The organism is Lactobacillus iners DSM 13335, assembly GCF_000160875.1.
In the GTDB taxonomy this organism is placed as follows: Bacteria; Bacillota; Bacilli; order Lactobacillales; family Lactobacillaceae; genus Lactobacillus; species Lactobacillus iners.
The window spans coordinates 182,933-208,817 of sequence record NZ_GG700811.1 but is presented as its reverse complement, the minus strand read 5'-3'; the positions used below and the strand labels follow the sequence as shown (position 1 = coordinate 208,817).

Here is a 25,885-nt window from a genome sequence, read left to right as displayed (position 1 = left end):
TGTAATGGAGGGAAAAATGTCGACTAATAGACGAGGAGATAACGAGGAGATTAGATGCTCTTTTTGTGGTAAATTACAATCTCAAGTTAGTAAAATAATAGCCGGCCAGGATGTGTACATTTGTAACGAATGTATTGATATTTCGAAAAAATTGGTTGATGAAGAGTTAAAACTCGATTCAGTTAATGAAATTAAAGATATACCTAAGCCAATTGATATTAAAAAGCATTTAGACGATTATGTGGTTGGTCAGGATAGTGCTAAAAAAGTATTGTCTGTAGCTGTATATAATCATTATAAGAGAATTAGTCAAATAGACACAGATGCTTATTCTGATACTGAGTTACAAAAATCTAATATTGCATTGATTGGTCCAACTGGTTCAGGAAAAACATATTTGGCACAATCTTTAGCTCGTATTTTGAATGTACCTTTTGCTATAGCAGATGCTACTACCTTGACTGAAGCTGGTTATGTCGGAGAAGACGTTGAGAATATTTTATTGAAATTGATTCAAAATGCAGATTATGACATTAATAGAGCCCAACGAGGAATAATTTATATCGATGAGATAGATAAAATATCTAAAAAATCAGAAAACTTGTCGATTACTCGTGACGTATCAGGAGAGGGTGTGCAACAGTCTTTACTTAAAATATTGGAAGGAACAGTTGCTTCTGTGCCACCACAGGGTGGTAGAAAACATCCTCAAGCAGAAATGATAAAAATTGATACTACCAACATACTTTTTATTGTTGGCGGAGCATTCGATGGAATTCAAAATATTGTTAATGATCGTCTAGGAAAGAAAACTATAGGTTTTGGTTCAAAGAATAATAGTATTGCTGATATTGAGAACTGGCAAAAGCATCTTACTACTGATGATCTAGTAAAATATGGTCTTATTCCTGAATTTATTGGTCGTGTGCCTATTATTACAACTTTGGATAAGTTAACTGAAGATGATCTAGTTAGAATTTTAACAGAGCCTAAAAATGCTCTTGTTAAGCAATATAAGAAATTATTGAATCTTGATGGAGTAGAGTTAGAATTTTCTACAGATGCTCTTAATGCAATTGCTACAATGGCTTTAAATAAAAATATGGGAGCACGTGGCTTAAGATCAATCATGGAAAATGCAATGATGGATATTATGTATGGCATCCCTAGTGAGAAGAACATATCCAAAGTTATTGTCACAGAATCAGTTATAACTAAAGCTAGTGATCCTATTATAGTGTTTGAAGATAGACAAACTAATAACGATTTAGAAACTGATGAGGGAGAACTTATTGATGAAGGTTAATAATAGTAAGTTTGTAATTAGTGCAGTATCTGATAAGCAATATCCTCAAGATGATTTGCCTGAAATTGCACTTTCTGGACGTTCTAATGTTGGAAAATCAAGTTTGATCAATGCTGTTTTAAATAGGAGAAATTTGGCCAGAACCTCACAACAACCAGGTAAAACACAAACATTAAATTTCTATTTAGTAAATACGGATTTATATTTTGTCGATGTGCCAGGATATGGATATGCCAAGGTATCTAAAGAACAACGGCAAAAATTTGGTGAGATGATTCAAGATTATTTAGAAACTAGAGCAGATTTAAAAGGATTGGTTTTATTAGTTGATGCAAGACATGATCCAACAGTAGATGATATTAATATGTTTAATTATGCTTTATGCTTAAATATTCCAATCTTGGTAGTTGCTACTAAAATTGATAAATTGAAAAAGTCTGCAATTGGGCAATTGGAGTCAAAAATTGGTTTGTCTTTAGATTTAACACAAAGTCAAGTTACTTTTCTACCTTTTTCTAGTGAAACTAAAATTAATATTGATAAGTTTTGGAAATGGATTGAAAACAGTATAAAATAGTAAAAAACGCTACAGCTGCTATAATACAGATGATAGCGTTTTATTATATTGTAAAAGGATGTATTTATTTTATGAAAATATTTAATATAATTTTAGGAGCTATTTTAATTATTATATTTCTAGTATCCTTATTTAGAAATAAAAATCATTTTATTTTTTTAAAGGCTCTATTTTTATTTTTAGCTTTAATAATTGGTAGTACCATTAATTTTATTGTTTTTTTGCTTTTAGAATATAATTTTCTCAATATTGATAACGGATTGAAGGCTGGTAATTTATTTATTTTACTCGGATTAATGATAATCATGTCTGGCCTAATTTTATATTTATATTTACTATTGCTTAATTGGATATTTCCACTTAATTCAACTATTTTATCAATAATTGAATATTATATTCAATGGACATTAATTTATGTGACTATTTATCAGGTTATTTTTGAGAATTTGAAAAAAGTCAAAGATATTGACGTATACATTAAGGTTGGTAATTTGTTAAATCCAGACGTTTTTGTAGTGATGATCTTACCATCATTTATTTCTGCCTGGATTGCTGTCATTTTGTTGAAAAAACATAATAATCAATTGTAATGATTATAGATGATTTTTTAGTATAATACTTATATTGGTGTTTGATTAATAATTAAATTTAAATTGGAGTGAATGATTCTGTGAATCAAAAATATCGTAGTGTATTTGATATTATTGGGCCGATTATGATTGGTCCGTCGAGTTCGCATACTGCTGGTGCAGTAGCTATAGGGCAGGCAGGTAATAAACTTTTTGGTGGTATTCCTAAAAAAGTAACTGTTTATTATTATGGCTCTTTTGCACAAACACATAGAGGTCATGGTACAGATTATGCTATAGCTGCGGGAATTATGGGATTAGCTGCTGATGATTATCGTGTTCCTAATGCTATCAATTTAGCTCGTAAACGAGGTATAGATATCAGGTTTGTTGAAGAAGACGGTAATAGTCCAATTGGACATCCTAACACAGCGTTGTTAGATCTTAAAACAGATGATCACCGGGTGAAATTGATTGGTTGTTCTATAGGTGGAGGTACAATTGAAATTAGGGGTATAGAGATATCTGGAATTAAAATAGATATTGCTGGTCCTTTGCCCATCATTATTTATAAAATTCCGTCCAATAAGTTATATTGTGCGACGGAATTAATGAATTATTTAAATAAAGTTGCACCTTATAATAAACAACAATCATTTAATGGTACAGGTTTTGTTTTGTATGAGTTTGATATTATTAATTACATATCGCCTAAAATAGTAAATTCATTACATAAAAAATATCCAGGCATTATCTGTCTTTAAAAATAGAGGTGAACAAAATATGTATGATAGTATTAGCGAAATTGTAGCGAATAGTTTGTCCACTAAAAAACCAATTTCTGAATTAATAATTGAACAAGAGTGTACCCTTTCTGGATTAACACGTGATGCAGTTTTTGAAAAAATGAAGTGTAATTTAGAAGTTATGCTGGCTAGTGTTGAACGTGGTATTCAAGGTCAGGGCGTATTTTCTAAAACAGGATTAACGGGAGGGGAGGCTGTTAAAGTCAAAAAATATAGAAAATTGAATAAGTCATTATCTGGTGATGATATGATGATTGCAGTAGAAGCAGCTATGGCAACCAATGAAGTTAATGCAGCAATGGGTGTTGTTTGTGCGACGCCAACAGCCGGATCTTCTGGAACATTGCCAGGTGTTTTATATTTGTTAAAGAAAAAACTTAATTTAAATCAAGAACAAATGTTAAGATTTTTATTTACAGCTGGTGGATTAGGGTTAGTTATAGCTAACCATTCAGGTATAGCAGGGGCTACTGGAGGATGCCAAGCCGAAGTTGGCAGTGCATCTGCCATGGGTGCTGCAGCAGCAGTAGAAGTTGCAGGAGGAAGTGCTGAACAATCTGCTCAAGCACTTGCTATAGCGATTTCTAATTTGTTAGGTCTGGTATGCGATCCGATTGCTGGTTTGGTTGAAGTTCCATGTGTTAAAAGAAATGCAATTGGTACCACTAATGCATTAATTTCTGCAGATTTAGCCTTGGCTGGCTGTACGAGTTTAATACCACCTGACGAATGTATTCAAGCGATGTCAAATGTAGGTAAATTAATGCCCGAAGAATTGCGAGAGACAGGCCTTGGTGGGTTAGCAAGTACTGCTACTGGACAAGCTATAAAGGCAAAAATTTTTGGAAAAGATGTATAAAATGCGGGATATTAATATTATTAAAGATGAAATTGTTGCTCAACTAGCAAAAGTAATAGATCCTGAATTGAATATAGATATTGTTAATTTAGGATTAGTTTATGCTATTGATTTGGATGAAGATGGTATCTGCTTAGTGCAAATGATGCTCACTACAATGGGTTGCCCACTAGCAGATGTATTAGCAAAGATGGTTATTAAGCAATTAAAAAATATACCGGAAATAAAAAATGTTGACGTTAGATTTATATGGGAGCCTGCATGGACACCAGATAGATTAAGTAGAGAAGCAAAAATGATATTAGGTGTACATTAGTACAAACATAAATTAAATTATGTAAAGTGGTAAACTATGGATAATGAACTAAATGAAATGAAAGCTCAAAGTGTAGCTTGGTTAAAAAATAATCTTAATTTTTATCGAATGGACAGTCAAACAATAGAAGTTGAAACACCATTAATAGATTCATTCGGTCAGAATATATATTGTTTTATTATTAAAAAGGATGAATACTATTTAATAAGTGACGGCGGCTGGTTTTTGTTTAAACTTGATCCTGATATGAGTGATTCGGATTTTTATAATCAAGCAGTGGATATTATAATCGGTACTGGATTTGAAATTGATGAGGAAACTGGGGAATTTTTTATGGAAGTAAGTATAGATGAACTTCCCTTGGCACTTAATCAATTAGCACAATTGCAAGTAGCTTTATCATATTTGAAGTAAGTATAAAAAAAGGATGCCAACAGAGTGAGCATCCTTTTTTACTAAGATTATGGTAACAATTATTTCTTATTATCTTTATTTTTGCTATTTTTTTTCTTGTCTTTGTCATCTGGCAGGATAGCAAATTTATTAAATAACTTTTCTAATTCATTGTTGCTTTTCATAGTTAATCCCATGATTATTACTCCTAACTACGTTTCAATATTTCATCCATTTTTTGGAAGAATAATTCTTTATTTGCACTAGTAACTAATGTTAACTTTTTTCCGTCATCAGCTTTGTACATACGTCCATCAGCTAAGCCAGAGGTGATGATTTTGGCTTTTGCTTCAATTGATGAAGTTACTACTTCAGGGTATAAAGCTGACATGGTAGTTAAAACATCCCAAAGGTATAACTCTGCACCAGGTATAGAAACAATCAAACTATAGCCCAAACCTATTAAATCAATAGCGGGAAATTGACGCATTTTAGCCCAATGCATTCTTAATTCATCTGTTAAAGGTAATTCTTCAGTGCTTTCTAGTCCAACCATCTGAATTTTTAAATCGGACTCTAAAACTGTTGCTACAGATTGAGAATCCCAAAAAGCATTCCACTCTTGTGTGCCATCAGCATCTACTGACATTACATTTCCGTGCCCATTTAATGAACCTCCCATCCAATATACTTTATTGATTTTTTCTTGTATTGAAGGATCGGCTTTTAATGCACGTGCCAAATCGGTGATAGGACCTGTCATGATTAAATCTACCATATCATCAGCTTTTTTAATTTTATCTACCATGTCTAAATGTGCAGGTAATTTGGCAATTGGAGTTTTAATTGTTCCAGATTCATTAAGCATTGGAAAATAATTAAATGAATATGTAGCCATACGCCATTCATTTGGAAATTGATGAACAGCTCGAGATGTTGATTTGGCAACCTCTAAATTATCATTGCGTAGATTGAAAAGATCAATCATTTTTCTACATGCATCAACACTTGGCTCAATGTAGCCGTCAGCATCTATAGCTGAAACACCTATTAATTTAATATCGGGTGCTTGTAATAAAATTAGTAATGATACTAAATCGTCTATATTTCCATCATGGTTAAAGTATATATTTTTCATATGCATTATCCCTTCTCTATATCTAAGTATTATTTTAAGGTAATTGAGCTAAAAGTAAAATAAAAAAATACAAAAGTCTATATGAATATTATAATGTTGAGTAACAGATGAGAAAGGTGATTTCAAATGGCTAATCAAAATATTGAAAATAAGTTAAAGTTATTGCCAGACTGTCCTGGTTGCTATTTGATGAAAGATTTAAATGGTAAAGTTATTTACGTTGGTAAATCTAAAAATTTAAAAAATAGAGTTCGTTCTTATTTCAAAAGCAAACAAGTTGGACGACGAGCAGAGCTTGTTAGAGACATTAATGATTTTGAAATTATAGTAGTTTCATCTGATAAAGAAGCTTTTCTTTTAGAAATTACTTTAATAAAGAAATATCAGCCATATTATAATGTGCAATTAAAAAATGGTGGGGGGTATCCATTTATTGAAATTACTAATGAAAGAGACCCTGAAGTCAAATTAACATCAATAATAAAAAAAGATAAGGGATACTATTTTGGCCCATATCCTAATGTCTATGCAGCTCAAGCAACATTGAAATTTATTCAAAAAATGTGGCCTTTGAGAAGGTGTAGTGGTAAATTGGGACGACCATGCTTATATTATAGTATGGGTCAGTGTTTAGGATCTTGTTTTAAGGAAGTATCATCTGATAGGTATGATCATCAAATTAAGCAGATTAAGTGTTTTTTGAATGGTGATATTACTAAGGCTAAAACTGAATTAATAAAAAAAATGCAAATTGCTTCTGATAATTTGGAGTTTGAACGAGCAAGTGAATATAGAGATCAATTATCTTACATTGAACAGACTGTAGAAAAACAAAAAATAATGCTAAATGATAAACTACAACGTGATATTTTTAATTTTTATGTAAGCCAAGGATGGATATCTATTCAGATTCTTTTTATTAGACAATCTAAATTAATGCGACGTGAGACGAAGATTTTTAATTTGACTGATATTGATAAGGCAAAAGATGAGTTTGAATCATTTATTGTACAATTTTATAATGCAAAAAATAGATTATTTCCCAATGAAATTTTAGTTCCTAAGGGAGTAAATGCTAGTTCACTTGCAGCTGTATTAAAGGTTAGAGTTAAAATACCTAGCAGAGGGCAGAAAAAGGCTTTATTAGATATGGCATATGAAAATTCCAAAATTAAGTTGGATGAAAAAATAAGATTGTTAGAGTTGAATAATCTTAAAACTAAGGGAGCACAAGAAGAAATTTTTAACGCTTTAGGGTTACCTTATGGATCCCGAATTGAGAGCTTTGATCATTCACATATTCAAGGGACGGATCCTGTTTCTGCATTAGTAGTATTTATTGATGGTATGCCTGCTAAACATGAGTATCGTAAGTTTAAATTAAAAGGTGAAATAGAACATCAAAATGGTGCAGATGAAGTTAAAAATACTAGAGAGGTAGTAAGGCGTAGGTATAGTCGGATGTTAAAAGAGCATCTTGTGCTACCCAATTTAATTTTGATGGATGGCGGAAAAATACAGGTGGATGCATGCTTAGATGTATTAAGAAACGAATTAAATGTTAATATTCCAGTTGCAGGTATGGTTAAGGATAATTGCCATCGGACTAATCATTTGATTTTTGGTGATCCTACTGTAGGTGAAGAATTGCGTACTATATCATTAGATTCCAAGTCGCAAGCATTTTATTTGATTACACGTATCCAAGATGAGGTGCATCGTTTTGCTATAACATTTCATAGAAATCTTCATAATAAAAATTCTCTAGCTAGCAAATTAGATGAAATTAAAGGTATTGGTCCAAAAAGTAGAAATAAATTGTTAAAGAATTTTGGCTCATTAAAAAAAATACGAGAAGCAAGTATTGAAGACCTGAAGGGTGTAGGATTAACTTTAACGCAAGCACAGTCCGTAAAATTGGTATTAGAAAATAGTCAAAACTAAGATAAATTTATATTTAATATAAATAGTCATATGTTATTATAGTAAAGTATCTTATGCAAAAAAATCTATTGATGAAGGAGGTAATATATGTTTGTTGATCAGACTAAGATTGAAGTTCAAGCAGGAAATGGTGGAGACGGTGCTGTAGCATTTCGTCATGAAAAATATGCCCCACTAGGTGGCCCTGCTGGTGGAGATGGTGGCCGCGGAGGCAGTATTTATTTAGTTGCAGATTCTGGATTACGTACGTTGATGGATTTTAGATTTAGACGTAAATTCAAGGCTGACAATGGTGAAAATGGTCGTATTAAATCACAATATGGTCGGGGAGCTAAAGATGTTTTCTTAAAAGTGCCTATGGGAACTGCAGTATATGACTTTTATACTAATGAATTGTTGGGTGACTTGGTTGGCAATGGTCAAAAGTTAAGAGTAGCATGTGGTGGTCGAGGTGGTCGTGGTAATATTCACTTTGCTACCTCTACTAGGACTGCACCTGAGATTGCAGAAAATGGTGAACCAGGAGAATTTAGAACATTACGTTTAGAGCTTAAGGTTTTGGCTGATGTTGGATTAGTTGGTTTTCCTTCTGTTGGTAAGTCTACACTGCTATCAGTTGTAACTAAAGCTAAACCTAAAATTGCTGCATATGAATTTACGACACTTACACCTAACTTAGGTATGGTTGTTTTAGAGGATGGTCGAGATTTTTCTATGGCTGATTTACCTGGTCTAATTAAGGGAGCAAGTCAGGGTGTTGGATTAGGAATTCAATTTTTGCGTCATGTAGAAAGAACAAAAGTTATCCTACATCTAATTTCTATGGATCCTAATAATGGCAGGGATGCTTATGAAGATTATTTGACTATTCGTCAAGAGTTGGCTGGATATACTAACGATTTAACTAAGAAAACTGAAATAGTTGTAGCTAGTCAGATGGATATTCCAGGTAGTGAAGAAAAATTACAAGAATTAAAGAAAAAATTAAATGACAAAATTATATACCCTATTTCTAGCATAACTCATAAGGGCGTAAGAGATTTAATGATCAAAGCAGCAGACATTGTATATGCTGCAAATGATCAAGTTGAAACTGCTCCAGTTGTAGCTGATAAAGGTGAACAAGAATATGTTTATAAGAAATTGGATGATAGTTTTGTAGTGGAAAAAGTTGATGAACATTATTTTGTGATAAGTGGAGATAAATTAGAAAGACTTGTTCAGAGAATTAATCTTGATCATACAGATGGTGTTATGATGCTTGCTCGCAAACTTAAAAGAATGGGTATCGATGATGCATTAAGAGAAAAAGGTGCTCAGAATGGTGATGAGGTTACAATTGGTAACTTTACTTTTGAGTTTGTAGAATAAATATTGGAGTATTACTTTGAAAAATAAAAATCGTTTTATTACTGGTTATTCTGGATTGAGAAGTTTAGCTGTTATTGGTGTGATATTGTATCATTTAAATCCTAATGTATTCATTGGTGGATACCTTGGTGTTTTGATTTTTTTCGTTTTATCTGGTTATTTGGTTACTGATCATATGTTATTTTCCTATCAAACATATGGTAAATATTCGAATCGACTGTTTTATTTAAAAAGAATAAAAAAATTATATCCGCAATTAATCTCAGTTTTGTGGATATCTGGTGCCTATATTTTAATTTTTCAGCGTGATATTCTATCCAAATTTAATGAGATTGTTTTAGCTAATTTATTTAATGTATATAATATTTGGCAGATATTTAATGGTCAAAGTTACTTTGAGCGTTTTGCATCTAACGAATCGCCATTCATACATCTTTGGACAATGTCAATTCTAGGTCAGTTTTATTTATTGTGGCCGATTATAATGTACATTTTAGTTTATAAATTGAGAACAAAAAAAGAGCTCTTTATTACGATTTCTGTGTTAACTATATTGTCTGCTATTGAAATGGCACTATTATATAAGCCAGGCGTAGATACCAGTAGAATTTATTATGGAACAGATACTAGATTTTTTGCTCTAGGTATAGGAGCGTTGTTAGCAATTGTTTGTCCTACAAATAGACTAAGAATAGGTATTAAGAAAAATAATACCATTTTGTTAGATTCTTTAGGTGCAGTTAGTTTTATAGGAATGTTTATCCTAGCTACAAATCAATGTATGAACCCAATGCAGGCATTTCCATACATGGGTGGTATGTTTATATTTTCAATATTGACAGCAATAATGGTTGCAATTATAGCTAACCCTCATAGTCATTGGAATTTAGTATTAACTAACCCCATTTTTAATTGGATTGGCTCGCGTTCATATGGAATATATTTATATCAATTTCCTATTATGATTTTTTTTGAAAGCCAAGCCAAAAATTTAGCGTATAATGTTTTCTTTTACAGAGTTTCAGAAATTATATTAATTTTGCTTATCTCAGAGCTCTCATATCGTTTGATTGAAAAACCATTTGGCAGTCTGAAGTGGAATCAAGTGCATGATTTTACGAGAAAAATTTTGACAATTAATAAAAGATACTTATGCCAAAAATTAGTAGCTATGGTGGGTTTAATTATTTTTATATTGGGCACAATAGCAATTTTTACCGCTCCGACTGTAAAAGCTAAAAATGCAGATAATTCACCACTTGCTAGACAAATTAAGAAAAATAGACGTAAGCAATTGGAAGATAATAAAAAAATAATAGCCAAAGCGAAAGCAAATAAGGTGAAACTAGCTGGTAAAGAAAAAATTGTTAATTGGGCGAAAAGGAGAATGAAAGCCAATATTGTTAACAAGGATTTTGAGCGTTATGGTATATCACAATTGGATTTGCAATTAGCTCAAAAATTATGTGTAACTGCAATTGGTGATTCAGTGATGGCAGGCTCCAGCCAAAATCTCAAAAAAATGATTCCTAGTTCTCTTGTTGATGCTACAGTTTCTAGACAATTAGTTCCTACTATTAATTTATTTGAAAAATATAAACAAAATGGAGCATTATATCCAAATGTATTGATCGGCTTAGGCACCAACGGTCCATTTAAGATGAGTGATGTAGATAATTTGATGAGGATTTTGGGTGATAAACGCAGAGTATTTTGGGTTAATGTGTATGTTCCTTCTCGTTCATGGCAACAACCAGTCAATCAGTTGTTATCTCAAGCAGAGAAAAAATATAAAAATCTTTATATAATTAATTGGAATGGCTTTGCAAAAAATCATAGTAAATTGTTATATGCTGATCATACACATCCGAATGTGGAAGGCTCTAAGTATTATTCGGTAATGATTACTAAATATCTTGTTGAACATGGAAAGTTTTAATAAATTATGGAAATACAATTTTTAGGTACAGGTGCTGGACAACCATCTAAGGGTAGAAATGTTTCAAGTACAGCATTAAAGCTTTTAGACGAATTAAATGAAATATGGCTCTTTGACGTTGGTGAAGCCACGCAACATCAAATTTTAGAAACAAATATTAAGCCTAGAAAGATTACTAAGATATTTATTTCTCATAATCATGGAGATCATATTTTTGGCTTGCCAGGATTATTATCATCAAGATCTTTTCAGGGAGATAGTGGTAGTCTTACTATTTATGGTCCAGCTGGTATTGAACAATTTGTGCAAATATCGCTAAAAGTTTCTAAAACTAAAATTACGTATCCAATTAAATATGTGATTTTGAAGGATGATGGTATTATTTTTGAAGATAAACAATTTGCCGTTTTTACAGCTAAGTTAGATCATAGAATTGAAAGTTATGGCTTTAGGGTTGTAGAAAAGCCTAGACCTGGAGAGCTACAAATGGATAAATTAAAGCAGTATAATTTACCTAATGGCCCCATTTTGGGCAGGCTTAAAGCAGGTGAAACAGTCGAATATAATGGTCACGTGTTAAATGGCAAAGACTTTTTAGGAAAACCTAGGTTAGGACGTATAGTATCCATAATTTATGATACTAGGCCTACAAATGTAATAGGTCAATTAGCAGAAGATGCTGATGTTTTAATTCATGAATCAACATTTAGTGGAATAGATAGTAAGATGGCACATCGATATTATCACTCTACTTGTGTAGATGCTGCTACAGTGGCACTTCAACATAATGTCAGAAGATTATTTTTAACTCATATATCAGCTCGTTACATAGGTAAAAATTCAAGAATTCTTGAAAAAGAAGCACAGAAGATTTTTTCTAATACTAAATTGGCTAATGATTTTGATTCTTATGAAATTAAAGCGAGGGATTGATTAAATGGAAAAGACTTTAGATAATAAGGTGGTTGCTATTACTGGGGCTTCTAGTGGTATAGGTAAATCAATTGCATTAGAATGTGCGAAAAATGGAGCAACTTTAATTCTTATGTCTAGAAGTGTAGAAAAATTAAATAGCGTAGCAAAAGCTGTACAATCCTTATCTCAGGCACCAGTATATGTATATGCTACGGATGTTAGTAAAGTTGATCAGATAGATATGACGGTTGATCGTATTAAGCATGTAGTTGGTAGAGTTGATTATTTGGTTAATGCAGCAGGTTTTGGCATATTTGAAGATTTTATGCATATGGACATTAATACGTGTGAAGATATGTTTCGAACTAATGTAATTGGCTTGATGTATTTAACTCGTTTGCTGGCGGGAATGATGATTGATCAAAGAAATGGTCAAGTTATAAATTTTGGCTCGTTAGCAGGTAAAGTCCCGACTGTTAAATCAGCAGTTTATAGTGCAACTAAGGCAGCCGTTATTCAATTTTCTAACGTATTGCGTTTAGAATTGAAGCCATTTAATGTTAAAGTTTTGACAGTAAATTGTGGTCCAGTGAAAACTAATTTTTTCAATATTGCTGATAAAAGTGGTAATTATTTAAGCAACGTTGATAGATTTATGTTGAATTCTGATTATGTTGCTAAACGTGTTGTAAAATTATTCGGTTGTTCTGTTAGAGAATTAAATCTTCCCTTTAGTTTAGCAGCATTAGCTAAATTATATCAGCTGTGTCCAACCTTAGGTGATTGGGCTAGCATTAAATTTGCAAGTAAAAAATAGCACTAATAGAATATTATGCTTGATTTATCGGGTATATATATGTATTATATTAATTATGTGAGTATAAGTGACCTTTAACATAGGTCCGTAAATCTCAATTCTATAATAAAGGAGATCTATTCAATGGCAGTTCCTGCAAGAAAAACTTCTAAGCAAAAGAAACGTTCACGTCGTGGTCACATTAAATTGAGTGTGCCTGCAATGCATTATGATGCAACTACTGGTGAATACCGTTTGGGTCACCGTGTTTCACCTAAGGGCTTCTACAAAGGTAAGCAAGTTCTTAACGAAACAAAAAAAGAAGATAACGAGTAATTTTCAAAGCACCTTACTAAGGTGCTTTTTTTTTTTTTTTCTTTTTTTAAGTATACAAAAAAACTCCGAAATTCTACTAATTCGAAGTTTTTATTAATATTATAAATTTTACTTAACTATATTAGATGCGTTTTTACTATCATTTTTTTTGATAATTGCAACTGTAGGAATAATTGCTGTAAATAATAGTCCAAATGCAGCACCTATTAAAGCTGATTCGCAGGGATTAAATGCCATTTGTGTTAATTTTGATCCAATAAATCCAATTATTTCGACGAAAATTACGGCCCATACCGTGGTGATAATATAACGCATAAAAATACCTTCTTCCGTTCGTATCTTAACAAAAATAATGTTTTTTATCAAGAATAAGTTAACAATATCTTCGAAATTTATACATGTGGGGGACTATTTCGCTTTAAAGATCTCATTATCTGCAGATATTATTAATTAAAATCGTGTATTATAATTGTAATATGAATTATTCATATTGAATGTGAAAGGAGATACTGACAGATGGAAATTGCTGGGTTACAAAATATTTCAAGTTTCACATTATTAAAAAGTCCAATAAGTATCGAACAGCTTATAGATTCAGCTAAAAAAAGAGGCTATAAGGCTATAGCGTTGACGGATATCAACTTTACTTATGGTTTAATAGATTTTTATAAAATAGCGAAATCTGAGGGTATTAAACCATTATTAGGTATGCAATTGCGGATTAATGGTTTAATTAATGAAAACCAAAATTTTGATTTAATTGTTATAGCTAAAAATAATGTCGGTTATCAAAATATAATGCGATTATCTAGTGCGGTGAATTTAATTACAGAAAATGGAAAAAAAGAAATAGATGTTACCTTAAATAAGCTTCAAAAATATTTAGGTAATTTACATATTATCACTACTGCCAACCAACATAGTGAGTTGCGTGATTTGTTCTACCATAACTTTGATTTGATGCCCGATTATATCAGGAAGTTAGCAAAAATATTGCCCCAATCAAGTAATCTTTATCTAGGTGTTTTTGCTGATAAAAGTGAATCAAATTATATTAATTCAGTTAAGTCATTGAGTGAGCAGTTTAATCTTAAGTTAGTGGCTGTGGAAGACGTTCAATATATTGATCCACATGATGTTTTTTTACAAGAAGTTTTGCAGTCTATAGATGATAATCAGTCTATTAGAGATGGCTATGAATTGACGTTAAAACATGTGGGCAACCATTATTTAAAAACCAAAGATAAATTATGTGAGTCTTATAATTCTTTAGGTATTTTAGAGGCCTTAAGAAATACTAAACAAGTTTTTGATGATTCAAATGTTGAGATTAAATTTACTATGCCTCAATTACCTAAGTTTATTCAGCATAAATTTGATACGTCTTATGAGTTCTTGCATCATCTAGCTATGACAGGACTACAAGCTAAATTTAATAAGCATGATATCCCAGCCAAATATCTGAATAGATTAAAATATGAGTTGAAAATTATTGATGAAATGGGATTTAATGATTATTTTTTGATTGTATGGGATGTTATTAATTACTGCCACAGTATAGGTATATTAACTGGTCCAGGAAGAGGATCAGCTGCTGGTAGTTTGGTTGCATATTGTTTGAATATTACGCGAGTTGATCCTTTGAGGTACGATTTGCTCTTTGAACGATTTCTTAATCCTGCACGTCATCAAATGCCAGATATAGATTTAGATATTCCAGATAATAGGCGAAATGAAGTTGTTTTATATATGTTCCATAAGTATGGTATGGATCATGTTGCACAGATTTTATCATTTAGTACTTTTGCAGCAAAACAAGTTTTACACGATGTTGGCAATGCATTTTCTTTTAATAAAATTACTATTAATAGCTGGCAAAAGGCTATACCTAAAAGTAAGTCGAAAATCACTTTATCTGATGCATACAAATTATCTAAAGATTTTCGGATGTTGGTTAATGCTACAGAAAGTAATAAATTATTTTTTGAAGTTGCAAAGAAAATTGAAGGTCTGCCTCGACATTATTCTATTCATGCAGCTGGACTTGTTATTAGTGATATGTCTATTGCTAAAACGGTTGGATTGCAAAATGGGTCGTTAGGCATTCCGGTTACGCAGCAAACCAAAAAATATGTTGAAGCCTTAGGACTTTTAAAAATAGATTTTTTAGGATTATGTAATTTAACTATTTTGGATAATGCATTCAATGAAGTAAAAATGTCGGGTATAAAATTAGATATGGATAAGATACCCTTAGACGATCCAGCCACTATCAAACTTTTTCAAAAAGGTAAGACAGATGATATTTTTCAATTTGAATCTCAAGGCATTAGAAATGCCTTGAAAAAGATGCAGCCTAATAGTTTTGATGATATTGTCGCTATGAATGCTTTATATAGACCTGGTCCTATTAAAAATATAGATAGTTACATTAGAAGAAAAAATAAGGAAGAAAAGGTGGTATATCCAGATCCCATACTTATTAATTTACTAAAGCCAACTTATGGCATTATTATTTATCAAGAGCAAGTTATGAAAACTGCACAAATTTATGCAGGATTTTCATTAGGTGAAGCTGATTTATTAAGAAGAGCTATTTCCAGTAAAGATTCTATGGAAATGAAGAAAATCGGTGTTGACTTTGTGAATAGAGCTGTACAGCAGGGGCATTCAGCTTCTGCAGCGTCATCAATATTTGAATATATTTTGAAATTTTCAAATTATGGATTTAATAAGTCGCACTCTGTTGCTTATAGTAAAATGTCCTATTTGCTTGCTTATTTAAAAGTACATTATCCAAAGCAATTTTATGTGGCATTGCTGAATAGTAATATTTATGATAAACAGAAGGTCACAAAATATATTATGGATCTGAAAATGGATAATATTAAAATTACCCTGCCTGATATTAATTATTCAAAAAGAAATTTCTATATATCAGATAAAGGTGAAATTGTTACGGGATTGGATTCTATTATAGGCTTGCGAATGGATTTTGTAGAGCAAATTATGAACTTGCAACGACCTATTAAATCCTTAACTGATTTTTTATGGAAAATTGATACTAAATATTTATCGCCTGATATGATTGGCAATTTGATTAAATCTGGTGCTTTTGATAAGTTACATAAAAATCGCTCGGCCTTGTTAGCTAGTTACGAGGATTTACTTATTTGCATTAAAATGTCAGGTGGTAATAATGTTTTATTTCAAGCTTTAGAACCTAAGGAATTAGATATAAAAATGCCTTCTAATGCTCAAAAAGAAGAGTGGGAGACATCTGTTTTGGGGTTTAGTCCGCAAATCGATCCTATTTTAGCTGCACAGATATATGCTAAAAAGTATGGTTTTAAGCCTTTCTCAGACTTCACTTTTTATGATGAAGGTGTTAGTGTTGGAAAGATGATGGATATTAAAGTAATTACTACCAAAAATAATAAGAAAATGGCTTTTGCAAAATTTAACGATTTGCATGAAACTGTTGATTTTGTTATTTTTCCAGCAGTTTATGAATCTATTAAGTCTATTTTGTCTGTTGGAAAAGTTTATTTGTTGAAAATTGAAACGCAAACTGATAAGTTTAATGCTAATAAATTCAAGTTTATATTGCTATCAGTTAAACAAATTGATCTTAAATAGTATGATTTATTTAATAATGTAATAATGATACCGATAACATAAAAATTCAACTTTTAGATAGTATAAGACAACTATCAAAAAAAATGGTAATATAAAGATGATGTGAGTAAAATTCAGAATTATCGTAGAGGTGAATTCATGAAAAGAATTGGTATTTTAACTAGTGGTGGTGATGCTCCTGGTATGAATGCTGCAGTTAGAGCAGTTACTAGAACAGCTTTAGCTAATGGAGTAGAGGTATTTGGAATACGTTATGGTTATGCAGGATTAGTAGCTGGTGATATATTTCAAATGACTTCTGCAACTGTCGCAGATAAAATTGAGCGTGGTGGTACCTTTCTTTATTCTGCACGTTTCCCAGAATTTGCACAAAAAGAAGTGCAATTAAAGGGAATTGAGCAGTTAAAGAAACATGGTATTGAAGCACTTGTTGTTATCGGTGGCGATGGTTCATACCATGGTGCATTAAGATTAACAGAACATGGTTATAATGCCATAGGTCTTCCTGGATCAATTGATAATGATATTCCTTACACTGATTATACAATTGGCTTTGACACTGCATGTAATACTGCAATGGAAGCTATTGATAAGATTCGTGATACTGCTACAAGTCACCAACGTGTATTTGTTGTAAATGTTATGGGTCGTGATTGTGGGGATATTGCACTTCATGTAGGTGTTGCTACTGGTGCAGATGCTATTGTAGTTCCAGAAGAAGAATATGACATTAAAGAAATTGCTGAAACTTTGAAACAAGGTTTTGCTAATGGCAAGAAACATGGTCTTGTTGTTGTTGCAGAAGGTGTCATGAATGCAGAAGACTTCAAAAATGAACTTTTGAAGTATGGTGATTTCGATGCTCGTGCTAATGTATTAGCACATATGCAAAGAGGTGGAAATCCAACTGTTCGTGATCGTGTATTGTCAAGCAAGATGGGTGCTTATGCAGTTAAGTTATTGCTCGATGGTAAAGGCGGTTTAGCTGTCGGTATCGAAAATAACAAGTTAATTGCACATAGTATACTAGACTTGTTTGATGCTAAGCATCAAGGAGATTATTCGTTATATTCTTTAAATAAAGATATGGCTAAGTAATTTTGCATTAATAAATATTTTATAGGAGATTTTATAGATGAAGAAAACTAAGATTGTTAGTACTTTAGGACCAGCCTCAAATGATATTGAAACAATTACCAAATTGGCAGAAGCTGGTGCAAACATTTTCCGTTTCAATTTTTCACACGGTGATCACCCTGAACATGCTGAACGTATGAGAATGGTTCGTGAAATTGAGAAGAAAACAGGCTTATTATTAGGAGTTCTTCTTGATACCAAAGGTGCTGAAATTAGAACTACTGATCAAGAAGGCGGTAAGTTTATTATCAATACTGGTGATAAGATTAGAATCTCAATGGATGCTACCAAAGTAGGTAACAAAGACAAGATTCATGTTACTTATCCAGGATTATATAGTGATACTAAGGTTGGCGGTCATGTTTTAATCGATGACGGTTTAGTAGACTTGCTTATCTTAGAAAAAGATGAAGCTAATCAAGAACTTGTTTGTGAAGCTCAAAACACAGGTAAAATTGGTTCTAAGAAAGGTGTTAATGCACCAGGTGTTGAAATCCGCCTCCCAGGTATTACTGAAAAAGATACTGATGATATCAAATTTGGTTTAACACAAGGTATTAACTTTATTGCTGCTTCATTTGTTCGTAAAGCACAAGATGTTTTGGATATCAGACAATTACTTGAAGAAGGTCATTGTGAATATGTAAAGATCTTCCCTAAGATTGAATCTCAAGAAGGTATTGACAATATTGATGAAATTTTGAAAGTATCAGATGGTTTGATGATTGCTCGTGGTGACATGGGTGTTGAAATTCCATTTATCAATGTGCCATTTGTACAAAAAGAATTGATCAAGAAGTGTAACAGATTAGGTAAGCCAGTTATAACTGCTACTCAAATGCTTGACTCTATGCAAGAACATCCACGTCCAACTCGTGCTGAAGTTACTGACGTTGCTAATGCTGTTTTGGATGGTACTGATGCTACTATGCTTTCAGGTGAATCTGCTAATGGTCTTTACCCTGTTAACTCAGTTAAAGCTATGGCTGATATTGATATGCGTACTGAAAAGCAACTTGCAGAGCGTAATAGCTTGGCTCTTCAAAGATTTGAAGAATACCAAGGTTCTAATGTTACTGAAGCAATTGGTGAATCCGTTGTTAGAACTGCAGAAGAATTGGGCGTTAAGACTATTATCGCTGCTACTGAATCAGGTTATACTGCACGTATGATTTCTAAGTATCGTCCAAATGCAGATATTATTGCTATGACATTTGACGAAAAGACACAACATTCATTGGGAGTTGTTTGGGGTGTTAAACCAATGTTGGTTGAAAAGCCAAAGACTACTGAAGAAATGTTTGATAAAGCTGCAGAATTGGCTAAGGAATCTGGACTTGCTAAAGATGGTGATTTAGTAATCATCGTAGCAGGTGTGCCTTTGGGTCAAACTGGTACTACAAACTTGATGAAATTACAATTAATCGGTACACAACTTGTTAAAGGTTTAGGTGTAGGTGAACAATCAGTTATAGGTAGTGCTGTTGTTGTTGATTCTGCAGAAGATGCAAATAACAAAGTACAAGAAGGCGATATTTTAGTTGCTAAGACTACTAACAAAGATTATTTACCTGCTATTAAGAAAGCATCTGCTTTAGTAGTTGAAGCATCTGGTTTAACTAGTCATGCAGCAGTTGTAGGACTTTCATTGGGAATTCCTGTTGTTGTTGGTGCTACTGATGCTGTAAGCAAGGTTAAAGATGGTTCTAAGATCACTGTTGATGCACGTCGTGGAGCAGTATACTTAGGCGAAGCCTCAAATATTTAAATTTAGAGTAATTTAAAATAATAAAGAATCTAGATATGTTGTCTAGATTCTTTTATTTTTCTTGATTTTAATTTATACTTATCATAATAATGATTATGTAAAGATGAGGAGTAATATGCTTGGAAAAATTGTTTCTGGTAAAGTAATTGATAAAAATACTAATGCATTTTTTGTTCAGGTTTCAGGTGTGACCTTTGAGTTGAATAATGTTGAACTTACACAAGAAGAACCATTAAAACTCGGTGACATAGTTAAAGGATTTGTTTATGAAAATAAAAATCATAAGCATGTGATGACGCAATTTTATCCTTTTGCTCAAGAAGATCAATATGGATGGTCAACTGTTACAGAAGTTAGAAAAGATTTGGGTGTGTTTTTAGATATAGGATTGAAAGATAAGGATGTTGCACTTTCGTTAGATGATTTGCCATTAGATAAAAGTAGATGGCCTAAGAAAGGTGACCGTTTATTAGTCAGGTTAGAGACAGACCATAAAGATAGAATATGGGCAAAATTAGCTGATGGTGATGTATTTACTCAACTAGCTGCTAATTATCCCAATAATTTGATGAATAAAGAATTAACTGGTACAGTGTATTTGACATATGAAATTGGTGCCTTTTTAATAACAACCGATTTTTATTTAGCGTTTATTCATGAATCACAATCATATAGACCGTTACGTCTAGGAGAACAAGTTACTGGACGGGTAATTGGTAATAGTCAGTATGGTAGGTTAAATATGAGTGTGTTACCACGTAATTATGAAGAAATAGATGATGATGCACAGATGATTTTGGTTAGTTTAAATCGTGAAAGCACAAAGTCCTTACCATTTTGTGATAGATCAGATGCTAACTTAATTAAACAACATTTTGGCATTTCTAAATCAGCCTTTAAGCGTGCTTTAGGTCATTTGCTGAAAGCAAAATTAATTACTGTTGATAATGACGCTGGCGTTATTAGTTTATTTGATAAGGTTGAAAATGATGAATGATAGTCTTGAAGATTATTTGCGTTTTGCCCAAATTGAACGTGGATTGAGTAATAATACTTTATTATCCTATCGGCAAGATTTATTGGAGTATTTCTCATTTTTAAAATCATTGGGTATTACTACATGGGAAGTAGACGCTTTAATTATCGATTCGTTTTTTGCACAAGAGCGTGATAAAGGAAAAGCTATTGCAAGTATTAGTCGTATGTTATCAAGTTTGAGAAAATTTTATCAATGGTTGTTTAGACAAAATTTGATTAAACAAGATCCTCTTTTGAGAATTGATTCTCCGAAAAAAGAAAAAAGGTTACCTACTGCTATGAGTACTACAGAGGTGACTAAATTGATTAATATGCCTGATACTACAACAGATTTAGGAATTAGAGATCGTGCAATTTTAGAGACTTTGTATGCTACTGGTATGCGAGTAAGTGAAGTTATTAATCTAAATGAGGATAGTATTCATGAAGAATTGCATTTAATTAAAGTATTTGGTAAGGGATCAAAGCAAAGACTCATACCTATCAGTAATGTTGCCATGTCATGGATAAAAAAGTATCAGATTACAGTGAGAAATAAAACGCTCTTAGAATCTGGCAAATTTGAAAAAGCAATATTTTTAAATAGTAGGGGAGGAAAAATTACTAGACAGGCCGTTTGGCAAATGATAAAACGTTATTGCCAATTAGCAGGGATCAATAAAAATGTTACTCCACATACATTACGCCATACATTTGCAACACATTTATTAGAAAATGGTGCAGATTTGCGTATTGTTCAAGAAATTTTGGGCCATAGTGATATTTCTACCACACAGATTTATACTAATTTAACTCAAAAACATATTATGGATGTTTATAAACGTACACATCCTCGTATTTAAGGTAGTTGCTATGTTATATAAATATAAAAACAATTATGAAAAAATAGTTATGGGATATTTGTCCTATTTTGATGAGTTTAAGATTTTAAAAAATTTGCTTGCAGAAATAAAATTGTATAATGAAAGTGATATATATACTGTTTATTTATATCGTAGTAATCCCACAGTTGATTTTCAAGGCGTAGTTTGTGTGCAAGTGGAAGCTGAGTTTGTTGTCATTAGATATGTATCTATTAATCCTAGCTATGATCGTGAAAAGATAATAGAAATGATTATGAAGGAATTGCATGAATTATATCAAAATAGATTATTATGTACGATGCCTGATTATGCATATTTAATGAAATATATAGAGGAATCTGATACATGATAGATGATACTAATTTGAATCTTGAACTGCCTAATTTTTCAGGTCCGTTAGATTTGTTACTACATTTAATTAAATCACAGAAGATTGATATTTATGATATTCCGATAGCTAAGATTACAAGTCAATATTTAGCTTACTTAAGTAAGTGGCAAACTTTGGATTTAAAAATTGCTGGTGAGTATTTTGTGATGGCTTCTTCATTGCTTAAAATTAAATCGCAATATTTGTTGCCTAAAAATGATTTTGATAATGAAATAATAGAAGATGACGATCCTAGAGAAGAGTTAGTAGAACAGTTAGTACAATATTCGATATTTAAGAAAATATCAGAATTTTTAGATGAAAGACAGAAAAGTGCACCTATTACTGTAGCTAAAGAGCCATCTGTTGCTTCGCAAAAGAAAGTTAGTTTATTGCCATTTGGAGAAATTTCCAGTAAGCAATTAGCTCGTGCTTTTTTTGTTGTTTTGCAACGGTTTCAACACAAAAATAATGTTGGTGAAGTTAATATTAAAGAAGTATCGATTGAAGATATGGTTCTATGGCTTTCTTCTAAATTACATTCTGCACATAACTTAAGTTTTTTTGAATTAAGTGCAGAACTAACCACAGTTGATGAATTAATATCATTATTTTTGGCAATTTTGGAGTTATGTAGAAATCAAAAGATTAAAGTGTATCAAGAAAGTGATTTTGAAGATTTAGTGATAGAAAGTTTAGTTGCATAAAATGAGTAAAGAGGCACAATTAGAAGCAATATTGTATTTAGCAGGAGATGAAGGTATTACAGAAGATCAGTTATCGCAATTATTAGATATTCCTGCTTTGCAATTACATGAGATAATAAAAAAGACCAAAGATAAATTAGAAGATGATCACGATTGTGGGTTGAGTATCTTAAGGGTTAATGATGTTATAAAATTAGTAACAAAAAATTCGTGTTCAGACATTGTAGGTAGATATTTCCAAAAAGATTTAAATAAAAACCTTAGTCAATCGGCTTTAGAAGTTTTATCTATTGTTGCATATAGACAACCAATCACAAGAATTGAGATTGATGATATTCGTGGTGTTAATTCTGCAGGTGCAATTCAAACATTAATATGGCGAGGATTAGTCGAAATCAGTGGCAAGAAAGAAGTAGCAGGGCATCCAAATTTGTATGTTACTACTGAATATTTTTTGCAATATTTTGGTTATCAATCTTTAGACGATCTGCCTTTGATAGAAAGTTTTTCAGATTCAGTTATAGATAGTCAACAAGTAGAACTATTTAATAATAGTGACGATATTTAATTAATAAGAGGAGTAAATATGAAATTAAGATTGCAAAAAGTTATTGCTGAAGCAGGAATAGCATCAAGAAGAAAGGCTGAAATACTTATTACCTCGGGCCAAGTTACAGTAAATGGAAATCTTGTTACGACATTGGGAACTAAAGTGGACGATAACGATAAAATTGAAGTTAATGGAGTTCCTATCCATAAAGAACAGTTACATACGTATCTTTTGTATAAACCACGTAATGTTGTATCAACTGTAAGTGATAATAAGGGTCGAAAAACAGTAACCGATTTTTTTAAAGATTTACCTTATAGATTATATCCAGTAGGGCGGTTGGATTATGATACATCTGGCTTGTTATTAATGACTAATGATGGTGAACTTGCTAACCGTTTGATGCATCCTAAAAATGAAATTGAAAAAGTTTATGTAGCTAAAATTAGCGGCTTTTTAACTGCTAGTGAGATATATGATTTAAAACATGGTGTAACAATTGATGGTAGGAAGACAGCACCAGCTAAAGTCAAAATCATTAAAACAGATAAGAATCGCAATATTCAGTTGGTTCAGTTGACTATTCATGAAGGTCATTATCATCAAGTAAAAAATATGTTTAAAGCAGTTAATCATTTGGTTGATAAATTATCACGTGAACGTTATGCTTTTCTAACTTTGAAATCATTGATTTCGGGTGAATATAGAGAGTTGACACATGAAGAAATTAACAAATTAAAACATAGTGAAAATTAATTTCATATATATTTTTTGTATGTGTTAAAATATAAGGGAGATTAAGTCTATATAGGAGATATTATTATGAATAAAGACTCAGAAGAACCTATTAAACATTATGAAAGACCAAGTACTCCTCGAGGTAGTGTGCAGAAAACTTCATCGGCAGGAAATACTAAACGCAGAATACGATCTGTTCCTTCATCTACAGTTGCTAAGAGAAAAAGTAAAAGACGCAGTATATTGGTCTTAGCTACATTAGTTTTATTATTTTTGGTGTGTGTTCCTTTAGTTATAGCACATTTTACATCACGTTCTGATAATGATAGTCAAAAGTCGGAATTGGTGCATAACCGTGACTCAAAAGACAGTCATAAAAAGAAAAAACACGAGAAAAAGTCTGATGATGATGATGATGCAGATAAGGATGATTCGTCTAGTGACGATTCATCTAATGAAAAAAGTAATGACAGTTCAACCACTACAGCATCTAATAATACCCAAGATAGTAGTCATAACAGTAATAGTTCAGCTGCATCTACTAAAACTACTCATGTAAATCAACATAAAGGTGTGAGTGCTAAGGCTAGTCATAGTAAGGCTGCAACTTCTAAGGCCAAGGTCGAGCATAAAGTCGACAAGGGATCTGAAAAAGGCAAAGATAATGGTAGTAAAAAGGATGAAAAACCAAAATCTAATGAAAAAGCCGACAAAGGATCTGAAAAAGGCAAAGATAATGGTAGTAAAAAAGATGACAAAGCAAAAGATGATAAGAAATCCAATGCAAATGATAAAAAGTCAGATAGTGCTAAATCATCTAATACGGAAAAAGAGTCGAAAGAAAAGTCTTCTGAAAATAAGAAATAATCGAAAGTGTGCAGTACATCTGCACACTTTTAATTTACATTTGTTGAAATATATATTATTATAATAAAAAAAGTATGTTGTCTTCAGGGCAAGGTGAAATTCCTGACCGGCGGTAAATCAGTCCGCGAGCTTTTTAGCAGAATCCACAAGGATACCGATAGTATAGTCTAGATGAAAGAAGACAGACATTTTTTTACCTACTTAGTATATGTAATTAAAGTCTGTTGTTCTTTGGACGACGGACTTTTTATTATTTAGGAGGTTTTTTTTATGAAGCGATATCAAAAAGTTAATAATATTAATGAATTGAAAATACTATTATTGTCGATGATGTTAGGAGTTTTTTCCTTTATAGTTATGCAAATATCTATTCCGATCATTCCTGGGGCATCATTTTTGAAACTTGATTGTTCAGACATTATTATTATGGTTTCATTTTTCGTATTTAATCCTATTGTAGGATCTACAGTAGCTATTGTTAGGGGGATATTATGTTTAATAATAGGGGGATTTAATTTAATAGCATTATTAGGTCAAATAGCAGCTTTAGTAGCGAGTTTATGCTATATTTTTCCCATATATTGTTGGTCTAAAAATAAAATGTACATGTTAAAGCATAAAATCATAGGTATTCTTTTAGGTACATGTGGGTTGACAATATCAATGTCAATAATTAATTACTATGTTTTGCTTCCTTTGTATATGCAACTGGTTAATTTTAGAATAAATGATTTAATGGCTTACATATTATTTTTAATAGCTCCATTTAATCTTATAAAGGGAATTATTAATGGTATATTATTTTTGATATTATCCAACAAAATAATACCTACTTTGCAAAAGTTTATAGAAAAAAATTGTTAATGATAACTTGTTTTTAAAATTGTAATATTTTTCCATATATTTATGTTAAAATCAGTAACTAGATAATAACATGAGGTGT

General features: G+C 31.8%; 27 protein-coding genes and 1 riboswitch. Of the genes, 24 read left to right on the top strand and 3 right to left on the bottom strand.

Annotated features, from left to right (window positions below; genetic code table 11):
- Positions 1 to 16: 16 nt before the first annotated feature.
- From clpX to HMPREF0520_RS05940, 7 genes are all read left to right on the top strand, one after another.
- The gene (clpX, locus tag HMPREF0520_RS05970; RefSeq protein WP_010222651.1) at positions 17 to 1,306 is read left to right on the top strand and encodes an ATP-dependent Clp protease ATP-binding subunit ClpX; all 1,290 of its coding nucleotides are present in this window, start codon (positions 17 to 19) and stop codon (positions 1,304 to 1,306) included.
- Positions 1,296 to 1,883, top strand: coding sequence for a ribosome biogenesis GTP-binding protein YihA/YsxC (gene yihA / locus HMPREF0520_RS05965; RefSeq protein ID WP_006730008.1), 588 nt, complete (start codon positions 1,296 to 1,298; stop codon positions 1,881 to 1,883). The genes clpX and yihA overlap by 11 nt, the downstream gene beginning before the upstream one ends.
- Positions 1,884 to 1,954: 71 nt before the next feature.
- Positions 1,955 to 2,473, top strand: a complete 519-nt coding sequence (locus tag HMPREF0520_RS05960; RefSeq protein WP_010222648.1) for an SA1002 family membrane protein — start codon at positions 1,955 to 1,957, stop codon at positions 2,471 to 2,473.
- 80 nt (positions 2,474 to 2,553) lie between these two features.
- Positions 2,554 to 3,216 carry a serine dehydratase beta chain gene (locus tag HMPREF0520_RS05955; RefSeq protein WP_010222646.1) on the top strand — a complete coding sequence of 221 codons (663 nt, stop codon included), beginning with the start codon at positions 2,554 to 2,556 and terminating at the stop codon, positions 3,214 to 3,216.
- A gap of 19 nt (positions 3,217 to 3,235) precedes the next feature.
- Positions 3,236 to 4,117, top strand: coding sequence for an L-serine ammonia-lyase, iron-sulfur-dependent, subunit alpha (gene sdaAA / locus HMPREF0520_RS05950; RefSeq protein WP_006730005.1), 882 nt, complete (start codon positions 3,236 to 3,238; stop codon positions 4,115 to 4,117).
- 1 nt (position 4,118) lies between these two features.
- Positions 4,119 to 4,433 carry a metal-sulfur cluster assembly factor gene (locus HMPREF0520_RS05945; protein WP_006735016.1) on the top strand — a complete coding sequence of 105 codons (315 nt, stop codon included), beginning with the start codon at positions 4,119 to 4,121 and terminating at the stop codon, positions 4,431 to 4,433.
- Between the two features lie 36 nt (positions 4,434 to 4,469).
- Positions 4,470 to 4,847: a DUF1828 domain-containing protein gene (locus HMPREF0520_RS05940; protein WP_006730003.1), complete on the top strand. Its 378-nt coding sequence runs from the start codon at positions 4,470 to 4,472 to the stop codon at positions 4,845 to 4,847.
- Between the two features lie 59 nt (positions 4,848 to 4,906).
- Here the strand turns inward: HMPREF0520_RS05940 and HMPREF0520_RS06525 are convergent, their stop codons facing one another.
- Both HMPREF0520_RS06525 and HMPREF0520_RS05935 read right to left on the bottom strand, forming a co-directional pair.
- Complete coding sequence (locus HMPREF0520_RS06525) at positions 4,907 to 5,023, bottom strand: SPJ_0845 family protein (RefSeq protein WP_006730860.1); 117 nt, start codon at positions 5,021 to 5,023, stop codon at positions 4,907 to 4,909.
- A gap of 11 nt (positions 5,024 to 5,034) precedes the next feature.
- Positions 5,035 to 5,964: a nucleoside hydrolase gene (locus HMPREF0520_RS05935; protein ID WP_010222640.1), complete on the bottom strand. Its 930-nt coding sequence runs from the start codon at positions 5,962 to 5,964 to the stop codon at positions 5,035 to 5,037.
- 126 nt (positions 5,965 to 6,090) lie between these two features.
- On the opposite strand from HMPREF0520_RS05935, the gene uvrC reads away from it, so the two are divergent.
- The 6 genes from uvrC to rpmF all read left to right on the top strand — a co-directional run bounded on the left by uvrC (position 6,091) and on the right by rpmF (position 13,265).
- Positions 6,091 to 7,908: an excinuclease ABC subunit UvrC gene (gene uvrC, locus HMPREF0520_RS05930; RefSeq protein WP_006730001.1), complete on the top strand. Its 1,818-nt coding sequence runs from the start codon at positions 6,091 to 6,093 to the stop codon at positions 7,906 to 7,908.
- Positions 7,909 to 7,995: 87 nt separating this feature from the next.
- The gene (gene obgE / locus HMPREF0520_RS05925; RefSeq protein ID WP_006730000.1) at positions 7,996 to 9,279 is read left to right on the top strand and encodes a GTPase ObgE; all 1,284 of its coding nucleotides are present in this window, start codon (positions 7,996 to 7,998) and stop codon (positions 9,277 to 9,279) included.
- A gap of 16 nt (positions 9,280 to 9,295) precedes the next feature.
- Positions 9,296 to 11,218 carry an acyltransferase family protein gene (locus HMPREF0520_RS05920; RefSeq protein WP_006729999.1) on the top strand — a complete coding sequence of 641 codons (1,923 nt, stop codon included), beginning with the start codon at positions 9,296 to 9,298 and terminating at the stop codon, positions 11,216 to 11,218.
- A 6-nt stretch (positions 11,219 to 11,224) separates the two neighbouring features.
- Positions 11,225 to 12,151 carry a ribonuclease Z gene (gene rnz, locus HMPREF0520_RS05915; RefSeq protein ID WP_006729998.1) on the top strand — a complete coding sequence of 309 codons (927 nt, stop codon included), beginning with the start codon at positions 11,225 to 11,227 and terminating at the stop codon, positions 12,149 to 12,151.
- A gap of 4 nt (positions 12,152 to 12,155) precedes the next feature.
- A complete protein-coding gene (locus HMPREF0520_RS05910; protein WP_006729997.1) occupies positions 12,156 to 12,950 on the top strand; it encodes an SDR family NAD(P)-dependent oxidoreductase in 795 nt (264 codons plus the stop codon).
- Positions 12,951 to 13,073: 123 nt separating this feature from the next.
- Positions 13,074 to 13,265, top strand: a complete 192-nt coding sequence (rpmF, locus tag HMPREF0520_RS05905; RefSeq protein WP_006729996.1) for a 50S ribosomal protein L32 — start codon at positions 13,074 to 13,076, stop codon at positions 13,263 to 13,265.
- A 108-nt stretch (positions 13,266 to 13,373) separates the two neighbouring features.
- On the opposite strand, the gene HMPREF0520_RS05900 is transcribed toward rpmF, so the two are convergent.
- On the bottom strand, positions 13,374 to 13,580 hold the full coding sequence (locus HMPREF0520_RS05900) for a YjzD family protein (protein ID WP_006736006.1): 207 nt from the start codon (positions 13,578 to 13,580) through the stop codon (positions 13,374 to 13,376).
- 201 nt (positions 13,581 to 13,781) lie between these two features.
- Between HMPREF0520_RS05900 and HMPREF0520_RS05895 the strand changes: the two genes are divergently transcribed.
- The 11 genes from HMPREF0520_RS05895 to HMPREF0520_RS05845 all read left to right on the top strand — a co-directional run bounded on the left by HMPREF0520_RS05895 (position 13,782) and on the right by HMPREF0520_RS05845 (position 25,806).
- A complete protein-coding gene (locus HMPREF0520_RS05895) occupies positions 13,782 to 16,904 on the top strand; it encodes a DNA polymerase III subunit alpha (protein WP_006729994.1) in 3,123 nt (1,040 codons plus the stop codon).
- A gap of 138 nt (positions 16,905 to 17,042) precedes the next feature.
- A complete protein-coding gene (gene pfkA / locus HMPREF0520_RS05890) occupies positions 17,043 to 18,002 on the top strand; it encodes a 6-phosphofructokinase (protein ID WP_006730888.1) in 960 nt (319 codons plus the stop codon).
- Between the two features lie 37 nt (positions 18,003 to 18,039).
- Positions 18,040 to 19,809 (top strand): pyruvate kinase, encoded by a 1,770-nt coding sequence (pyk, locus tag HMPREF0520_RS05885; protein WP_006729992.1) that lies wholly within the window; start codon positions 18,040 to 18,042, stop codon positions 19,807 to 19,809.
- A gap of 115 nt (positions 19,810 to 19,924) precedes the next feature.
- On the top strand, positions 19,925 to 20,806 hold the full coding sequence (locus tag HMPREF0520_RS05880) for a CvfB family protein (RefSeq protein WP_006732799.1): 882 nt from the start codon (positions 19,925 to 19,927) through the stop codon (positions 20,804 to 20,806).
- Positions 20,799 to 21,689, top strand: a complete 891-nt coding sequence (gene xerD / locus HMPREF0520_RS05875; RefSeq protein ID WP_006736512.1) for a site-specific tyrosine recombinase XerD — start codon at positions 20,799 to 20,801, stop codon at positions 21,687 to 21,689. Before HMPREF0520_RS05880 ends, xerD begins: the two co-directional genes overlap by 8 nt.
- Before the next feature lie 10 nt (positions 21,690 to 21,699).
- Positions 21,700 to 22,059 (top strand): hypothetical protein, encoded by a 360-nt coding sequence (locus HMPREF0520_RS05870; RefSeq protein ID WP_006733169.1) that lies wholly within the window; start codon positions 21,700 to 21,702, stop codon positions 22,057 to 22,059.
- The gene (locus HMPREF0520_RS05865; protein ID WP_006729988.1) at positions 22,056 to 22,787 is read left to right on the top strand and encodes a segregation and condensation protein A; all 732 of its coding nucleotides are present in this window, start codon (positions 22,056 to 22,058) and stop codon (positions 22,785 to 22,787) included. Before HMPREF0520_RS05870 ends, HMPREF0520_RS05865 begins: the two co-directional genes overlap by 4 nt.
- 1 nt (position 22,788) lies before the next feature.
- Entirely contained in the window at positions 22,789 to 23,355 is a 567-nt protein-coding gene (scpB, locus tag HMPREF0520_RS05860; RefSeq protein WP_006729987.1) for an SMC-Scp complex subunit ScpB, read from the top strand.
- A gap of 18 nt (positions 23,356 to 23,373) precedes the next feature.
- On the top strand, positions 23,374 to 24,093 hold the full coding sequence (locus HMPREF0520_RS05855) for a pseudouridine synthase (protein WP_006729986.1): 720 nt from the start codon (positions 23,374 to 23,376) through the stop codon (positions 24,091 to 24,093).
- A 66-nt stretch (positions 24,094 to 24,159) separates the two neighbouring features.
- Positions 24,160 to 24,942, top strand: coding sequence for a hypothetical protein (locus HMPREF0520_RS05850; protein WP_006729985.1), 783 nt, complete (start codon positions 24,160 to 24,162; stop codon positions 24,940 to 24,942).
- A gap of 75 nt (positions 24,943 to 25,017) precedes the next feature.
- Positions 25,018 to 25,129: riboswitch (FMN riboswitch) on the top strand.
- An 83-nt stretch (positions 25,130 to 25,212) separates the two neighbouring features.
- Positions 25,213 to 25,806: an ECF transporter S component gene (locus HMPREF0520_RS05845; protein ID WP_006729984.1), complete on the top strand. Its 594-nt coding sequence runs from the start codon at positions 25,213 to 25,215 to the stop codon at positions 25,804 to 25,806.
- The last annotated feature ends 79 nt before the right edge of the window (positions 25,807 to 25,885 follow it).

Coding starts and splice junctions, on each gene's coding strand:
- uvrC (WP_006730001.1), top strand. CDS start 6,091: ATGGCTAATCAAAATATTGAAAATAAGTTAAAGTTATTGCCAGACTGT.
- HMPREF0520_RS05895 (WP_006729994.1), top strand. CDS start 13,782: ATGGAAATTGCTGGGTTACAAAATATTTCAAGTTTCACATTATTAAAA.
- clpX (WP_010222651.1), top strand. CDS start 17: ATGTCGACTAATAGACGAGGAGATAACGAGGAGATTAGATGCTCTTTT.
- HMPREF0520_RS05940 (WP_006730003.1), top strand. CDS start 4,470: ATGGATAATGAACTAAATGAAATGAAAGCTCAAAGTGTAGCTTGGTTA.
- HMPREF0520_RS05910 (WP_006729997.1), top strand. CDS start 12,156: ATGGAAAAGACTTTAGATAATAAGGTGGTTGCTATTACTGGGGCTTCT.
- pyk (WP_006729992.1), top strand. CDS start 18,040: ATGAAGAAAACTAAGATTGTTAGTACTTTAGGACCAGCCTCAAATGAT.
- scpB (WP_006729987.1), top strand. CDS start 22,789: ATGAGTAAAGAGGCACAATTAGAAGCAATATTGTATTTAGCAGGAGAT.
- HMPREF0520_RS05870 (WP_006733169.1), top strand. CDS start 21,700: ATGTTATATAAATATAAAAACAATTATGAAAAAATAGTTATGGGATAT.
- HMPREF0520_RS05845 (WP_006729984.1), top strand. CDS start 25,213: ATGAAGCGATATCAAAAAGTTAATAATATTAATGAATTGAAAATACTA.
- HMPREF0520_RS06525 (WP_006730860.1), bottom strand. CDS start 5,023: ATGGGATTAACTATGAAAAGCAACAATGAATTAGAAAAGTTATTTAAT.
- HMPREF0520_RS05900 (WP_006736006.1), bottom strand. CDS start 13,580: ATGCGTTATATTATCACCACGGTATGGGCCGTAATTTTCGTCGAAATA.
- pfkA (WP_006730888.1), top strand. CDS start 17,043: ATGAAAAGAATTGGTATTTTAACTAGTGGTGGTGATGCTCCTGGTATG.
- HMPREF0520_RS05850 (WP_006729985.1), top strand. CDS start 24,160: ATGAATAAAGACTCAGAAGAACCTATTAAACATTATGAAAGACCAAGT.
- sdaAA (WP_006730005.1), top strand. CDS start 3,236: ATGTATGATAGTATTAGCGAAATTGTAGCGAATAGTTTGTCCACTAAA.
- HMPREF0520_RS05855 (WP_006729986.1), top strand. CDS start 23,374: ATGAAATTAAGATTGCAAAAAGTTATTGCTGAAGCAGGAATAGCATCA.
- rpmF (WP_006729996.1), top strand. CDS start 13,074: ATGGCAGTTCCTGCAAGAAAAACTTCTAAGCAAAAGAAACGTTCACGT.
- HMPREF0520_RS05945 (WP_006735016.1), top strand. CDS start 4,119: ATGCGGGATATTAATATTATTAAAGATGAAATTGTTGCTCAACTAGCA.
- rnz (WP_006729998.1), top strand. CDS start 11,225: ATGGAAATACAATTTTTAGGTACAGGTGCTGGACAACCATCTAAGGGT.
- HMPREF0520_RS05880 (WP_006732799.1), top strand. CDS start 19,925: ATGCTTGGAAAAATTGTTTCTGGTAAAGTAATTGATAAAAATACTAAT.
- xerD (WP_006736512.1), top strand. CDS start 20,799: ATGAATGATAGTCTTGAAGATTATTTGCGTTTTGCCCAAATTGAACGT.
- obgE (WP_006730000.1), top strand. CDS start 7,996: ATGTTTGTTGATCAGACTAAGATTGAAGTTCAAGCAGGAAATGGTGGA.
- HMPREF0520_RS05960 (WP_010222648.1), top strand. CDS start 1,955: ATGAAAATATTTAATATAATTTTAGGAGCTATTTTAATTATTATATTT.
- yihA (WP_006730008.1), top strand. CDS start 1,296: ATGAAGGTTAATAATAGTAAGTTTGTAATTAGTGCAGTATCTGATAAG.
- HMPREF0520_RS05935 (WP_010222640.1), bottom strand. CDS start 5,964: ATGAAAAATATATACTTTAACCATGATGGAAATATAGACGATTTAGTA.
- HMPREF0520_RS05865 (WP_006729988.1), top strand. CDS start 22,056: ATGATAGATGATACTAATTTGAATCTTGAACTGCCTAATTTTTCAGGT.